Origin of the sequence: Pseudomonas sp. JH-2, assembly GCF_036231725.1 — a bacterium.
In the GTDB taxonomy this organism is placed as follows: Bacteria; Pseudomonadota; Gammaproteobacteria; order Pseudomonadales; family Pseudomonadaceae; genus Pseudomonas; species Pseudomonas delhiensis.
Window position 1 is genome coordinate 1 of sequence record NZ_JAZAQP010000084.1, and the last position, 14,485, is coordinate 14,485.

Sequence of the window (14,485 nt, forward strand, 5' to 3'; positions counted from 1 at the left end):
CGGGGCAAGCCTTTTTGGTTCCTTTTGTGGCGTTTGACAAAAGGGACTCGCCCGAGGGGGCGAAACAAGAAACATCAACGCACTCGGAGCGGCGCGCTACACCAAGCCCCCAAGCCCCCAAACCATTGGGCTCCCGCGTTCGCGGGAATGACGATTGGTAGAGAGGTGCATGGGTAAGGTTCGCGAGCAAGCTCGCTCCTACAAAAAATTGCCCCTGGCTTACCCCTGCGCCTGCAGGAACAACGAAAACAACTCCGACTGCGACTTGATCCCCAGCTTGCTGTACATGTGCTTGCGGTGCACCTTCACCGTCTCCGCCGAAATCGCCAGCTTGCGCGCTATCTCCTTGCTGGAGCAGCCACTGAGCATTAGCCGGCCCACTTCCAGCTCGCGTGCAGTCAGCGGGGTTTCCAGGCGTTCCACGGTTTCTTCCAGGCGGCTCTGCCAGCGTGGCGCCGGGGGCGTGGCCTGTTCCAGCAGTTCGCGCTCGAAGGCCATGCGCTGGCGCATCAGCCCGGCCACCCAGGGGCGCAGCAGGTCGAGCAGGGTGACCTGCTCGGCGCTGAAGCGGCCCTTGCTGCCCAGGGACAGGCAGAGGGTGCGCTCGGCGTCGAGCTGCACGTTGAACTGCACCTCGTCGGCCACCACGTTGAGGCGGAAGTAGCGCTGGTAGTAGTCGGTCTGCTCGAAGCATTCCGGGGCCACGTCGGCCAGGCGCAGCAGGCCGCTGCCCGGCGCCTCGCGGCTGGCGATGTAGAAGGGGTCGAGCAGGTACAGGCCCTTGAGGTAGTCCTGGAACAGCGGGTCGGGGCCGCCGTCCTCGCCCGGGCACTCGGCGAACACCTGCGGGCGGCCGTTGCTGAAGAGCAGCGCCACCCAGCTGTCGAATGGCACATACTCGTCGAGCAGGCGCACCAGGGCGAGCCAGAAGTTGGGCTTGTCCAGCGTCTCGATCAGCTGCCCGACCGAGCGGTGCCAGGCGATGTCCTGCAGCGTAAGGTTCATGCCTCTACCCCTGTTGGGTTACCACGTGGGCGTAATTACCCGGGCGCGATGGCGAACTGCATACTCGGTGAATGCCTTGCACCGGCCCGGCGCGCATTCTGACCCTTTTGCGCCGGGCGGTCATGTTTCCCTGGCCAGGACGGCTGATTCACCCAGAGCGCGGCGATCGAGGCCGGCGCGAGAACAACAGGAGCTGCAATGAAGGTCGAACTCGTCCAACTGGCCGGCCGCGACGGCGACACCGCCTACAACCTCGGGCGTACCCTGGCGGCCATCCGCGCCTGCGCCGCGGATACCGACCTGGTGGTGTTCCCCGAGACCCAACTGATGGGCTTCCCCACCGAGGACAACGTCGCCCGCCTCGCCGAGCCGCTGGACGGCCCCAGCGTGCAGGCCGTGCAGCAAGCCGTGCGCGAGCGCGGCGTGGCCGTGGTGGTGGGCATCGCCGAGGCCGGCGACGACGGCCGCCATTACAACACCACGCTGCTGGTCACCCCCGAAGGCATCGCCCTGAAGTACCGCAAGACCCACCTGTGGGCCTCCGACCGCGGCATCTTCACCCCTGGCGACCGCTACGCCACCGCGCTGTTCAAGGGCGTGCGGGTGGGCATCCTGATCTGCTTCGACATCGAGTTCCCGGAAAGCGCCCGCGCCCTCGGCCAGCTGGGCGCCGAGCTGATCCTGGTGACCAACGGCAACATGGACCCCTACGGCCCCACCCACCGCACCGCGATCATGGGCCGGGCCATGGAGAACCAGGCCTACGCGGTGATGGTGAACCGCGTCGGCGAAGGCGACGGCGGCCTGGTGTTCGCCGGCGGCAGCGCGGTGGTCGACCCCTACGGCCAGTTGCTCTGCGAGGCCGGCCGCGAGGAGTGCCGGCTGAGCGTGGAACTGGACCTGGCGCGCCTGCAGCAGTCGCGCCACGACTACAGCTACCTCGCCGAGCGCCGCTTCGAGCTGCCCGGCGAGTTGCGCGAGCACGCCGACGGCCTGCGCGAGCTGCTGATTCCGGGCTGAGCCCCGGAAGGCGCAGGGCCGCGCCGACCGATCTTCCCAAGCAGTACCGGCGGGGGAGCCCCTCCCGCCTGCGTCTCCCGGGTGAGGGGAGGCGCCTTTGCACGCGTCGATTTCGACTCTGCCATAACAACCACAACTCGGAGTAAGCAGTAATGGCTCGACTCAAGCGGACCCTCTCGCTGGGCGCGGTGGTGCTGTTCGGCATCGCCTACATGACCCCCATCATCGTCCTCGGCACCTTCGGCATCCTCGCCGACACCACCGGCGGCGTGGTGCCCGCGGCGTACCTCGTGGCCTCGGTGGCGATGCTCTTCACCGCGCTCAGCTACGGGCGCATGGCCGCCGCCTTCCCGGTGGCCGGCTCGGCCTACACGTACGTGCGCAAGTCCATCAGCCCCAAGCTGGGCTTCCTCGCCGGCTGGGGCGTGCTGCTGGACTACCTGTTCCTGCCCATGGCCATCTGGCTGATCGGCGCGGCCTACCTGCACTCGGCCTTCCCGGCGGTGCCCCAGGCGCTGTGGGTGCTGGCCTTCATCGGGGTGACCACCGGCATCAACGTCATCGGCCTGCGCCTGGCGAAGAACGTCAACGGCGTGCTGATGCTGGTGCAGTTCCTGGTGCTGGCGGCCTTCGTGCTGCTGGCGGTGCACTACGTGCTGGGTGACGCCAGCAAGCCGCTGTGGTCGCTGGAACCCTTCTTCAAGGAAGGCGTGCAGCTGCCGCTGATCATGAGCGGCGCGGCCATCGCCTGCTATTCGTTCCTGGGCTTCGACGCGGTCAGCACGCTGACCGAGGAAACCCACGAGCCGCACAAGAACATCCCGCGCGCCATCCTGCTGATCACCCTGATCGGCGGCTTCATCTTCATCGCCGCCAGCTACTTCGTGCAGCTGGCGCACCCGTCCACCGAGTTCCAGAACGCCGACTCGGCGGCCTACGAGATCGCCCGCAACATCGGCGGCGACCTCTTCGTCAGCATCTTCCTCATCGGCCTGATCGTCGGCCAGTTCACCTCGGGCCTGTCGGCCCAGGCCAGCGCCTCGCGCCTGCTGTTCGCCATGGGCCGCGACGGCGTGCTGCCCAAGGCCTTCTTCGGCACCCTGAGCGAGCGCTTCGGCACCCCGGTGGGCAGCATCGTGCTGTGCGGCGTGGTGGCCCTGCTGGCGCTGGAGATGGACGTGACCACCTCCACCTCGTTCATCAACTTCGGCGCCTTCCTGGCCTTCAGCCTGGTCAACCTGTCGGTGATCTTCCACTACTGGATCGCCCGCGGCGAACGCGGCCTGCGCGGCGCGGTGCTGTTCCTGGCGTTCCCGCTGATCGGCCTGGTCGCCGACCTGTGGCTGATGGTCAGCCTCGACCACCTGGCCATCTACCTGGGCCTGGCCTGGCTCACCGCCGGGGTGGTCTACCTGGCCGTGCTCACCGGCGGCTTCCGTCAGCAGCCGCCGGAGATGCACTTCGAGGAAGCCTGACTCAGGCCGGGTGCGGGCCGGCGTGCACGCGCCGGCCGCGCTCGCCTGACATAGGTTCCGGTTCGGCGCCCGCGGCGAGGTCGCGGGCGTCGGCGTGCTCGGCGCTGGACAACTCGCTGGCGTTGAAGCCGGTGATGCGCAGCAGCGCCAGGGTGCAGGCCAGCGAAACCGCGGCGTAGAGCCCCGAGGCGATGGCCACGCCGACGATGCTGCCGCTGCTGTTGAGGATCCACTGGGCCAGCACCGGGGTGCCGCCGCCCACCAGCAGCGAGCACAGCTGGTAGGCCAGCGACAGCCCGGTGTAGCGCACCCGGGCCGGGAAGGCGCGGGCGAGGATGCCGCCCACCGCGCCGTAGAACATCGCGTGGGGCACCGTGGCCAGGCACATGCCCACGGCGGCTATCCAGTAGACCTTGGTTTCCACGGCGAAGAACATCGCCGGCATCAGGATGAACTCCGGCAGCACCATCAGGCACACCGCCTTGCGCATGTCGATGCGCGAGGTCAGCAGCGCGCCCAGCGGCTGGGTGATGAACTGCACCACCAGGGCGATGACGATGATGCTGAGGAAGGTGCCCTGGCTGTAGCCGAGGGCCTTGGTCGCCCAGGACAGCGCGAAGGTGCTCTTGAAGTAGGTGACGTGGATCACCGGCAGCACCCCGGCGCCCAGCAGCACGATCAGCCAGTGCTTGCGCAGCACTTCCGCCAGCGGCAGCTTCACGGTCTTGTTCTGCTGCAGCAGGCGCTTCATGTCCTCCGACTCCTCCAGCTTCAGGCGGATGACCATGCCGACGATCACCAGCACCGCCGAGATCAGGAACGGGATGCGCCAGCCCCAGAGGATGAACTCCGGCGTGGGCAGGGCGCTGAGGGCGAAGAACACCAGCGTCGCCAGCAGGTTGCCGGTGGGCGAGCCCTGCTGGGCGAAGGCGGCGTAGAGAATGCCCTTGCCCCTGGGCGCGCTTTCGCTGGCGATGAGGATGGCGCCGCCCCATTCGCCGCCCACGGCGATGCCCTGGATGACGCGCAGCAGTACCAGGGCGATGGGCGCCCACACGCCGATCTGCGCGTAGACCGGCAGCAGGCCGATGCAGGTGGTGGCGATGCCCATCATGATCAGGGTGATCACCAGGGTGGTCTTGCGGCCGATGCGGTCGCCCAGGTGGCCGAAGATGATGCCGCCCAGCGGACGGGCGACGAAGCCGGACCAGAGGGTGACGAAGGACAGCAGCGTGGCCAGGCCCGGGTCCATGTCGGCGGGGAAGAACACCTTGCCGAACACCAGGGCGGCGGCCAGGCCGTAGATGTAGAAGTCGTACCACTCGATGGTGGTGCCGATGAAGGAAGCGATACCGGCCTTGCGGGCCTTCCTGTGCTGTTCGGCGTCGGAGAGGGGAGTCGTGCGGGGCATGGGCAAATCCTGCTTATTGTTTTTGTCGCCGACGCGCAGGCCCCGCCCGCACCCTCCGGGGGAGGGCGCGGGGTGGCGACTGGCGTGCGTCGGTGTTGGCCCGGGTTGGCTCGGAGTCTATGCGGGGGCCCTGCGGATCAATAGTTTTTTAATCTTATGGTGTGATAAGCGATTCCGTATCGACGCCCGCCTCGGCCTCGGCCAGGCACTCGCGCAGGGTGGCCAGGAAGCCCTGGGCCGCCTGCGGCGCATCCTGCACGGCGAGGATGGCGTGGATCTCCGAGCGCGCGCCGCTCTGCTCGATCTCCAGGTAGCTCACGTCGTTCTTCCAGGCCAGGCACAGCGTCTTGGGCAACAGCGCCACGCCCATGCCCAGGCCGACCATGGCCGCGATGGTCTGCCACAGCCGCGCCTCGTGGCGGATGTGCGGGCTGAAGCCGGCGTCCACGCAGCGGGCGATGATCAGGTCGTGGTAGTGCGGCGACAGGCTGCGCGGGAATAGGATGAAACCCTCGTCGCGCAGCTCGGCGAGGTCGATGCGCGCCTGCCCGGCCAGGCGGTGCCCGGCCGGCAGGCAGCAGAGGAAGGGGTCGGCGACCAGGCATTCGGAGACGATCCCCGGCGGCAGCCTGGCCCAGTGCACGAAGCCGATGTCGATCTGCCCGCGCTGCAGCGCCAGGGCCTGCTCGGAGGTGTTCATCTCCATCAGCAGCACCTCCATGTTCGGCTGCTGCGCCTCGAAGCGCGCCATGGCCCGGGGCAGGCCGCGGTAGAGCATGGAGTTGACGAAGCCCACGCGCAGCTGGCCCACCGCGCCCTCGGCGGAAAGCCGCGTCAGGCGCTTCACCTTCTCGGCCTGCAGCAGCAGGTCGCGCGCCTCGTCCAGCAGTACCTGGCCGGCATTGGTCAGCTTCACCGACTTGTTGTTGCGCACCAGCAGCTGGATGCCCAACTGCTCCTCCAGCTTCTTGATGTCGAAGCTCAGCGCCGGCTGGGAGATGAACAGGCGCGCGGCGGCGCGGCCGAAGTGCAGCTCTTCGGCGACGGCGATGAAATAGCGCAGTTGCTTGAGGTCCATGGCAGGGCACCGGGTTTCTACGATTTGTTTTTCTTATCGTGGATGATTTTTATTGTATTGGATACTTATCGTCACGCTCTCCTAGTCTCGGCGCCAGAACAAGACACGGAGACGCGCCATGACCGCTATGCCCGAGATAGGCCCCGAAGACGCCCTGAACATTCCCGACAGCCGGGGCATGAACCTGTATGCGTGCGACCCGTCGCTGCGGCGCCTGCTCGAGGTCTACCTGCCGCCGGAGGTGCTGGCGCAGTGGCAGGACACCCTCGAAGGCCTCGGCGCCCGCGCCGGCGACGAGCTGGACGTGCTGGCCCTGTCGGCCGACAGGAACCCGCCCGTGCTGGCCCCGCGCACCCGCCGCGGCGAGGACCTGCAGAGCATCCGCAAGCATCCGGACTACGTCGCCCTGGAGCGCGTGGCCTATTCGGAACTCGGCCTGGCCTCCATGAGCCACCGCCCCGACGGCCCGCCGCCGCTGGTGAAGTACGCGCTCACCTACCTGTTCGTGCAGGCCGAGTTCGGCCTGTGCTGCCCGGTCAGCATGACCGACTCGCTGACCCGCACCCTGCGCAAGTTCGGCTCGCCCGAGCTGGTGGCGCGCTACCTGCCGTCGCTGGCCTCGCGTGACTTCGACAGCCTGTTCCAGGGCGCCATGTTCATGACCGAGCAGGCCGCCGGCTCCGACGTGGCCCGTACCCGCACCCTGGCGCGGCTGGAGGAGGGGGAGTGGAAGCTGTACGGCGACAAGTGGTTCTGCTCCAACCCCGACGCCGACCTGGCCATGGTCCTGGCCCGCCCCGAAGGAGCGCCCGAGGGCATGAAGGGCGTGACCCTGTTCCTGCTGCCCAGGCACCGCCCGGACGGCTCGCGCAACGCCTACCGCATCCTGCGCCTGAAGGACAAGCTGGGCACCCGCTCCATGGCCAGCGGCGAAATCTGCCTGGAAGGCGCCAGCGCCTACCTGATCGGCGAGGTCGGCCGCGGCTTCCAGCAGATGGCCGACATGGTCAACATGTCGCGCCTGTCCAACGGCGTGCGCGCCGCCGGCCTGATGCGCCGGGCGTTGAGCGAGGCGCTGTTCATCGCCCGCCACCGCCGCGCGTTCGGCAAGCACCTGGTCGACATGCCGCTGATGCAGAAGCAGTTGCTGAAGCTGATGCTGCCGGCCGAGCAGGCGCGCTCCATGTTCATGCAGATCGCCACCCTGCTGCCGCGCGCCGACGGTGGTGATGCCGAGGCGCAGAAGTGCGTGCGCATCCTCACCCCGCTCATCAAGTTCCGCGCCTGCCGCGATGCGCGACGGGTCACCGGCGACGCCATGGAGGTGCGTGGCGGCGTCGGCTACATCGAGGAATGGAGCGACGCGCGCCTGGTACGCGATGCCCACCTGGGCTCGATCTGGGAGGGCACCAGCAACATAGTCGCGCTGGACATCGCCCGCGCCGTCACCCGCGAGCAGGCCCTGGCGCCGCTGCACCGCTACCTGCGCGGCCTGCTGGCCGAGAGCAACCTACCGGACGCCAGCCGCACCCGCTTCGAGGCGCTGCTGGAGCGCAGCGTGGCGCTCATGGCCGAAGTGGCCGAGGGCCGCCAGGACGAGCAGGTGCGCCAGGCCGGCAGCGCGCTCTACCACATCTGCAGCGCCATCTTCATGGCCTGGGAAGCCGGCCGCCAGGCCAGCGACCGCCGGCGCCTGGCCCTGGCCCACCTGGTGCTGCAGCACAAGCTGCTGCCGCGCGACCCGCTGGGCCTGCAGGGCAGTCCGGCCGTGCTGGCCCGGCTGCTCGACGAAGGCGAGCTGAGCCTGGACGAGGCCATGCAGCTGCTGCCCGCCTGATTCCCCGCAACCGACAAGAACCGACAAGAATCAACAAGAGAGTTGCCATGAACCACGAGACCGGTGCCCTGCGTGGCCTGAAAGTCATCGACCTGAGCCGCGTGCTGGGCGGCCCCTACTGCTCCCAGGCCCTGGCCGACCACGGCGCGCAAGTGATCAAGCTGGAACCCCCGGGCGGCGACGAGACGCGCGGCTGGGGCCCGCCCTTCGAGGGCGACACCGCGTCCTACTTCCGCGGCGTCAACCGCAACAAGAAGGGCATCGCCGTCGACCTGTCGCGGCCCGAGGGCATCGAGCTGCTGCTGCAGCTGCTGGAAGGCGCCGACGTGCTGATCGAGAACTTCAAGCCCGGCACCCTGGCGCGCTGGGGCATCGGCTACGCCGAGGTGCTCAGCCAGCGCTTCCCGCGGCTGATCCACTGCGCGGTGTCCGGCTTCGGCGCCGACGGCCCGCTCGGCGGGCTGCCCGGCTACGACGCCGCCATCCAGGCCATGGCCGGGCTGATGAGCGTTAACGGCGAGGCCGAGGGCTGCCCGCTGCGCATCGGCCTGCCCATCGTCGACATGGTCACCGGGCTGAACGCCGTGGCCGGCATCCTGCTGGCGCTGCACGAGCGCGAACGCAGCGGGCGCGGGCAGTCGGTGGACATCGCCCTGTACGACTGCGGCATCTCGCTGCTGCACCCGCACCTGCCGAACCACTTCGCCTCCGGCCGCACGCCGCGGCGCACCGGCAACGCCCACCCGAACATCGCCCCCTACGACAGCTACCGCACCGGCACCGAGCCGATCTTCCTCGCCGTGGGCAACGACCGCCAGTTCGCGAAACTCTGCGAGTACCTGGGCGCCGGCGGGCTGGCGCAGGACCCGCGCTTCGCCGACAACGGCCAGCGCCTGGTCAACCGCGAGGCGCTCAAGCAGGCGCTGGAAGACCACCTGGCGGCGCACGACGGCCGCGAGCTGGCCGAGCGGCTGATCCGCCTGGGCGTGCCCTGCGGCGCCGTGGCCACGGTGGACCGCGTGGTGGAGCACCCGCACACCCGCCACCGCGGCCTGGTGGTGCAACTGGGCGACTACCGCGGCATCGCCTCGCCGGTGAAGCTCTCTCGTACCCCGGCCAGCTACCGCAGCGCGCCGCCGGCCCTGGGCGGCGACACCCGCGAAGTCCTCACGGAACTGGGCCTGGCGCCCGAGACCATCGAGGCCCTGTACCGGCTCGGCATCGTCTGCGGCTGAGCCCGCCAACCGCCTGGAGAACACATGAACAAGAACAACAAGAGCTCTGTTTTCCTCTTCACCACCCTGGCCGCCAGCGGCCCGGCCCTGGCCGACGGCTTCCTGGAGGACGGCAGGGCCAGCCTGGGGCTGCGCAACTTCTACATGAACCGCGACTTCCGCGACGGCGCCGGGCGCTCGAAGAGCGAGGAGTGGGCCCAGGGCTTCCTCCTCGACTACCGCTCGGGCTATACCGCCGGCACCCTGGGCGTGGGCCTGGACGTGCTCGGCAAGCTCGGCGTCAAGCTCGACTCCAGCCCCGAGCGCAGCGGCACCGGCCTGCTGCCGGTGCAGGGCGACGGCCGCGCGGCGGACGACTACGCGCGGCTCGACCCCACCGCCAAGCTGCGCCTGTCGCGCACGGAGCTGAAGCTCGGCGCCCTGGTGCCCAAGCTGCCCACGGTGCAGCCCAACTACGGGCGGCTGTTCCCCCAGGTGTTCCAGGGCGGCCTGCTGACCTCCAGCGAATTCGACGGCCTGACCCTCAACCTGGGCCGGCTGGACGAAGTGAGCCAGCGCAACGAGGCCGGCACCAGCGACCTGGCGCTGTACAACCGCAACGGCCGCTTCGCCGCGGCGGCGCGGGCCGACCACTTCTACCTGGGTGGGCTGGACTACCGCTTCACCGCGAACTGGACCGGCAGCTACCACTACGGCCAGCTGGAGGACGTGTACGACCAGCACTTCCTCGGCCTCAAGGGCCGCACGCCGATCGGCGCCGACAGCCTGGAGGCCGACCTGCGCCTGGCCATCAGCCGCGACGCCGGCGCCGGGCACGGCGGGCGCATCGACAACCGCGCCTTCAACGGCCTGTTCACCTACCGCCTGCACAACGGCCACGCCTTCGGCCTGGGCTTCCAGGCGATGGACGGCGCCAGCGCCTACCCCTACCTGGACGGCACCGACCCCTACCTGATCGACTTCGGCCAGTACGGCGACTTCGCCGAGGCCGGGGAAACCTCCTGGCAGCTGCGCTACGACTACGACTTCGCGCCCCTGGGCCTGCCCGGCCTGAGCTTCATGACGCGCTACTTCAGCGGCCATGGCGCCGAACCGACGGCCGGCGGCGGCAGCCGCGAATGGGAGCGCAACAGCGACATCCGCTACGTGCTGCAGGGCGGCCCGCTGAAGGGCCTGGGCCTGACCTGGCGCAACGCGACCTACCGCTCCGGCTTCAGCCGCGACGTGGACGAGAACCGGGTGTACCTGAGCTACGAGGTGGCGTTGTTCTGACGGTGGAAGAGGGCGGGGCGCGGTCTATGCTTTCGGGCCGGCCCGTCATCGGCAAAGGAGAACAGCATGAGCGACCGCCGCGTCACCTTCTACCATTCCCCGCAGACCCGTTCCTCCGGCACCCTGGCGCTGCTGGAGGAGCTGGGCGCCGACTATGACCTGCAACTGCTCAACATGCAGGCCGGCGAGCAGCGCCAGCCGGCGTACCTGGCGATCAACCCGATGGGCAAGGTCCCGGCCATCGGCCATGGCGAGGCGCTGGTGACCGAGCAGGGCGCCGTCTACATCTACCTCGCCGACCTCTACCCGGAAGCCGGGCTGGCGCCGGCCATCGGCGACCCGCTGCGCGGGCCCTACCTGCGCTGGCTGGTGTTCTATGGCTCCAGCTTCGAGCCGGCGGTGACCGACCGCTCTCTCGGCCGCGAGCCGGCGCCCCCGGCGCGCAGCCCCTACGGCGATTTCGAGACGGTGATGAAGGTCATCGACGCCCAGCTGGAGAAAGGCCCCTACCTGCTCGGCGAACGCTTCACCGCGGCGGACGTGCTCTGGGGCTCGGCGCTGGCCTGGACCACGCATTTCGGCATAGTGCCGAAGACCCCGGCCATCGAGCGCTACATCGCGAAAGTCACCGCGCGCCCGTCCTTCGCCAAGGTCGCCGAGCGGGATGCGCAGTGGCATGCGGAACACGCCAAGGCGGCAGGCAAGCCGTAGGAGCAACTGTCTTGCAGGACGTGCCGGGGTGTTCTTCGTAGGAGCGAGCTTGCTCGCGAACACACTCCGCTGCGGGGCCCATTCGCGAGCAAGCTCGCTCCTACGAGAAGCCATGCTCGCCTGCACTGTAGGAGCGGACTCTGTCCGCGATTTCACGCGCAGGGCACGCCTACAGGGAATGGCGCGGATGGGGCGGCGGTAGGAGCGGATCTTATCCGCGAAGCGCGCCGGAACCTCTGGCTATCGCGGACAAGGTCCGCTCCTACGGGTGGGAATGCCATGCCTTGGGGTAGGGCGTATAACCGTTCGCGGTCATACGCCGCCGTTCCGAGCGCCGTGGCCGAATCCGTGCATTTCGATCGGCGGATAACGCTTCGCGTTATTCGCCCTACGCAATGTCTCAACCCTTCGCCGCGCTGACCCCTTCCAGGGTGGCGAAGGAGGTGTCCTTGGCCGTCAGCAGGAAGTCGCGCATGAAGGGGGCGTCCAGCATGTCCGCGCGGATGGCCGCGTACAGGGTGCAGTACAGGCCCTTCTCGCCCAGGCGCCGGGCGGTGACGTAGCCGCGCGAGCTGTATTCGTGCAGCGCCCAGTTGGGCAGGCTGCACACGCCGCGGCCGGAGGCCACCAGCTGCATCATCATCACCGTCAGCTCCGAGGTGCGCACCTGGGCCGGCTCGACGTCAGCCGGTTCGAGGAAGCGGGTGAAGATGTCCAGGCGGTCGCGCTCGATGGGGTAGGTGATCAGCGTCTGGTTGGCCAGGTCTTCCGGCACTATGTAGGGCTTGCTGGCCAGCGGGTGCTGGTTGTCCACCGCCAGCAGCGCCTCGTAGGTGAACAGCGGCACGTAGGTGATGCCGGCGATGTCCACCGGGTCGGAGGTCACCACCAGGTCGAGGTCGCCGCGGGCCAGGGCCGGCAGGGGGGCGAAGGAGAAGCCCGAGGCCAGGTCCAGCTCCACTTCCGGCCAGGCGTCGCGGAACTGGTCGATGGTCGGCATCAGCCACTGGAAGCAGCTGTGGCACTCGATGGCCATGTGCAGGCGCCCGGCGGTGCCGCCGGCCAGGCGCGCCAGGTCGCGCTCGGCGGTGCGCATCTGCGGCAGCAGGGCGTCGGCCAGCTGCAGCAGGCGCAGGCCGGCGCTGGTGAAGCGCACCGGCTTGGTCTTGCGGATGAACAGCGACAGGCCCAGGCGGTCCTCCAGTTCCTTGAACTGGTGGGACAGGGCGGACTGGGTCAGGTGCAGGCGTTCGGCGGCTTCCACCAGGCTGTCGGCTTCACGCAGGGCGTGGAGGGTTTTCAGATGACGAATCTCGAGCATGGCGCCGCACCCAACATGAGGAAAACTTGATTTCAACGCGAGTGGGTTGAGTCTGTCTCATACGCGGCCCGCTGTCGACCTGTCCGTACCCCACCCGGCCTACCAGCTCAGGTAGAACATGCCCTTGGCCAGCAGCACTATGCCCAGGACGTGGGCGAAGACGCTGTAGTGGATGGCCCGCGAGCTCCGTCCAGTCATGCCGCCGCTGTGCATCAGGTACATCGCGCAGAGGAAGTGGCAGAGCACGCTGGCGGCCAGCAGCAGCTTCAGGCTCAGCAGGGTGGCGAAGGGCGAGTCCAGCGGATGGGCCAGCAGCGGCAGGTAGCGCAGCTTGAGCATGCCCAGGCCGCTGCCGAAGAGGGTCAGGATCACCCAGGGCATCACCCGCCGCAGGCGCTGGCCGAGGGCGCGCTCCACCGTGCGCAGGGCGGCCTCCGGCACGTGGCGGCGCACCCGCTCGAGGATCAGCACCTCGAAGAACACGGTGCCGACGAAGGCGATGGCGGCCAGCAGGTGCAGGACCAGCAGGATCGGATAGCTCATGAGCACCCCTCGGGTGGACGGCGGCGGTCTTAGCACCATGCCGGGCCGGCCGCGCCCGCGCCATGACGCCGGTCAGCCCGGTGGCGACCGCTCGGCGCCTTTCATCAAAGTGTCACGGTTGTGTGGCAGAGCGCTCCACGGAAATTCATCAGAATCGGGTTCCACTGGGGTTCTGCATTCCGGATTTTCACATGCGTGCGTTTCTGCTGGCGCTGGCCCTCTCGTGCCTGGCGCCCCTCACTGCCTTTGCCGGCGATCGTTGCGATCCACGGGTACCCACCGACACCCTGAACGTGGGCGACGTGCGCCTGGCCTACCAGAGCATAGGCTCGCCGAAGGACCCGACCCTGCTGCTGATCATGGGCCTGGGCGGCCAGCTCATCCACTGGCCCGACGAAGTGGTGCAGACCCTCTGCCAGCAGGGCTTCCGCGTCATCCGCTACGACAACCGCGACGTCGGCCTGAGCGCCTGGCGCGTGCCCACGCCCGGCGCCAACCTCACCTACGAGGTGATCCGCTACCGCCTCGGCCTGCCGGTCAGCGCGCCCTACAGCCTCACCGACATGGCCTGGGACGCCCTGCGCCTGCTGGACGCGCTGCACATCGAGCAGGCCCACGTGCTGGGCGCGAGCATGGGCGGGATGATCGCCCAGCACGTCGCCGACCTTGCGCCGCAGCGGGTGCTCAGCCTGACCCTGGTGATGACCAGCTCCGGCGCCGAGGGCCTGCCGGCGCCCAGCGACAGCCTGCTGAAACTGCTGGCCCGGCGCGAGGCGGGCAGCCGCGAGCAGGCCATCGAGCAGCAGGCCGACCTGCTGGCCGCGCTCGGCAGCCCGGAGGTGAAGGACGACCGCCAGCAACTGCTGCACCAGGCGGCGCAGTCCTACGACCGTGCCTTCAACCCCGAGGGCGTGCAGCGGCAGATGCTGGCGATCCTCGCCGAGCCCAGCCGCGTCGACCTGCTCAACCGCCTGGACGTGCCCACCCTGGTGATCCATGGCACTGCCGATCCGTTGTTGCCGGTGATGCATGGGGTGCATGTGGCGGCGCATATCCGCGGCGCCGAGCTGAAGCTCATTCCGGGCATGGCCCATCGTTTCCAGGAAGCCTTCAAGGCGCCGCTGCTGGCGGCGGTGCTGCCTTACCTGCGGGCGCACCAGACGGCGGGGCATGTGGCGCAGCTTTAACGTTGCGCTGAGGTGTTTTCGTAGGAGCGAGCTTGCTCGCGAATTGGTGTTTGCCGGTGGCGTAGGTGCTGGGTTCAAGAGCGCCCTCTCCCCAGCCCTCTCCCTGAAGGGAGAGGGGGCTTGTCCGTGCCGAGAGAAGGAATGGTTTCAGCCGGAAACCCCAGGTGTTGCCGGCTGACTCAGGAATACCAAAGCGCTCCGAACGGTCCCCTCTCCCTTCAGGGAGAGGGTTAGGGAGAGGGAGCGGAGTTGAGCTGGCCTAATGATCTTGGACACCTTCATCGGGCGCTATCATGGCGCCCAACTGGAGGCAAAAATAGTGCGAAAGTCCTATTCAAATGAATTCAAAATCAAGACTGCCGAGATGGTGCTTGATGGCGGGATGTCCGT

The 14,485-nt window shown here is 68.5% G+C and carries 12 protein-coding genes; 7 read left to right on the top strand and 5 right to left on the bottom strand.

Features of this window, described 5'->3' with window-relative positions:
• Positions 1 to 219: 219 nt before the first annotated feature.
• Positions 220 to 1,005: a helix-turn-helix transcriptional regulator gene (locus VV867_RS30145; protein WP_275627057.1), complete on the bottom strand. Its 786-nt coding sequence runs from the start codon at positions 1,003 to 1,005 to the stop codon at positions 220 to 222.
• Positions 1,006 to 1,203: 198 nt separating this feature from the next.
• Here VV867_RS30145 and VV867_RS30150 point away from each other — a divergent pair, with 198 nt between their 5' ends.
• Together VV867_RS30150 and VV867_RS30155 are read left to right on the top strand one after the other, a co-directional pair.
• Entirely contained in the window at positions 1,204 to 2,025 is an 822-nt protein-coding gene (locus VV867_RS30150; protein ID WP_328568367.1) for a carbon-nitrogen hydrolase family protein, read from the top strand.
• A 152-nt stretch (positions 2,026 to 2,177) separates the two neighbouring features.
• The gene (locus VV867_RS30155) at positions 2,178 to 3,500 is read left to right on the top strand and encodes an APC family permease (RefSeq protein ID WP_328568368.1); all 1,323 of its coding nucleotides are present in this window, start codon (positions 2,178 to 2,180) and stop codon (positions 3,498 to 3,500) included.
• A gap of 1 nt (position 3,501) precedes the next feature.
• On the opposite strand, the gene VV867_RS30160 is transcribed toward VV867_RS30155, so the two are convergent.
• Both VV867_RS30160 and VV867_RS30165 read right to left on the bottom strand, forming a co-directional pair.
• Positions 3,502 to 4,911 carry an MFS transporter gene (locus tag VV867_RS30160; protein ID WP_328568369.1) on the bottom strand — a complete coding sequence of 470 codons (1,410 nt, stop codon included), beginning with the start codon at positions 4,909 to 4,911 and terminating at the stop codon, positions 3,502 to 3,504.
• A gap of 154 nt (positions 4,912 to 5,065) precedes the next feature.
• Positions 5,066 to 5,989 carry a LysR substrate-binding domain-containing protein gene (locus VV867_RS30165; protein ID WP_328568370.1) on the bottom strand — a complete coding sequence of 308 codons (924 nt, stop codon included), beginning with the start codon at positions 5,987 to 5,989 and terminating at the stop codon, positions 5,066 to 5,068.
• Between the two features lie 118 nt (positions 5,990 to 6,107).
• On the opposite strand from VV867_RS30165, the gene VV867_RS30170 reads away from it, so the two are divergent.
• The 4 genes from VV867_RS30170 (at position 6,108) to VV867_RS30185 (ending at position 11,044) form a co-directional block, all read left to right on the top strand.
• Positions 6,108 to 7,826, top strand: a complete 1,719-nt coding sequence (locus tag VV867_RS30170) for an acyl-CoA dehydrogenase family protein (RefSeq protein WP_328568371.1) — start codon at positions 6,108 to 6,110, stop codon at positions 7,824 to 7,826.
• Positions 7,827 to 7,873: 47 nt separating this feature from the next.
• On the top strand, positions 7,874 to 9,061 hold the full coding sequence (locus VV867_RS30175; protein WP_328568372.1) for a CaiB/BaiF CoA transferase family protein: 1,188 nt from the start codon (positions 7,874 to 7,876) through the stop codon (positions 9,059 to 9,061).
• A 24-nt stretch (positions 9,062 to 9,085) separates the two neighbouring features.
• Complete coding sequence (locus tag VV867_RS30180) at positions 9,086 to 10,333, top strand: OprD family porin (protein ID WP_328568373.1); 1,248 nt, start codon at positions 9,086 to 9,088, stop codon at positions 10,331 to 10,333.
• A 66-nt stretch (positions 10,334 to 10,399) separates the two neighbouring features.
• Positions 10,400 to 11,044: a glutathione S-transferase family protein gene (locus VV867_RS30185; protein WP_328568374.1), complete on the top strand. Its 645-nt coding sequence runs from the start codon at positions 10,400 to 10,402 to the stop codon at positions 11,042 to 11,044.
• A gap of 400 nt (positions 11,045 to 11,444) precedes the next feature.
• Here the strand turns inward: VV867_RS30185 and metR are convergent, their stop codons facing one another.
• Entirely contained in the window at positions 11,445 to 12,365 is a 921-nt protein-coding gene (gene metR / locus VV867_RS30190) for a transcriptional regulator MetR (RefSeq protein ID WP_109935475.1), read from the bottom strand.
• 99 nt (positions 12,366 to 12,464) lie between these two features.
• Positions 12,465 to 12,908 carry a CopD family copper resistance protein gene (locus tag VV867_RS30195; protein ID WP_328568375.1) on the bottom strand — a complete coding sequence of 148 codons (444 nt, stop codon included), beginning with the start codon at positions 12,906 to 12,908 and terminating at the stop codon, positions 12,465 to 12,467.
• A 191-nt stretch (positions 12,909 to 13,099) separates the two neighbouring features.
• Between VV867_RS30195 and VV867_RS30200 the strand changes: the two genes are divergently transcribed.
• On the top strand, positions 13,100 to 14,095 hold the full coding sequence (locus VV867_RS30200) for an alpha/beta fold hydrolase (RefSeq protein ID WP_328568376.1): 996 nt from the start codon (positions 13,100 to 13,102) through the stop codon (positions 14,093 to 14,095).
• The last annotated feature ends 390 nt before the right edge of the window (positions 14,096 to 14,485 follow it).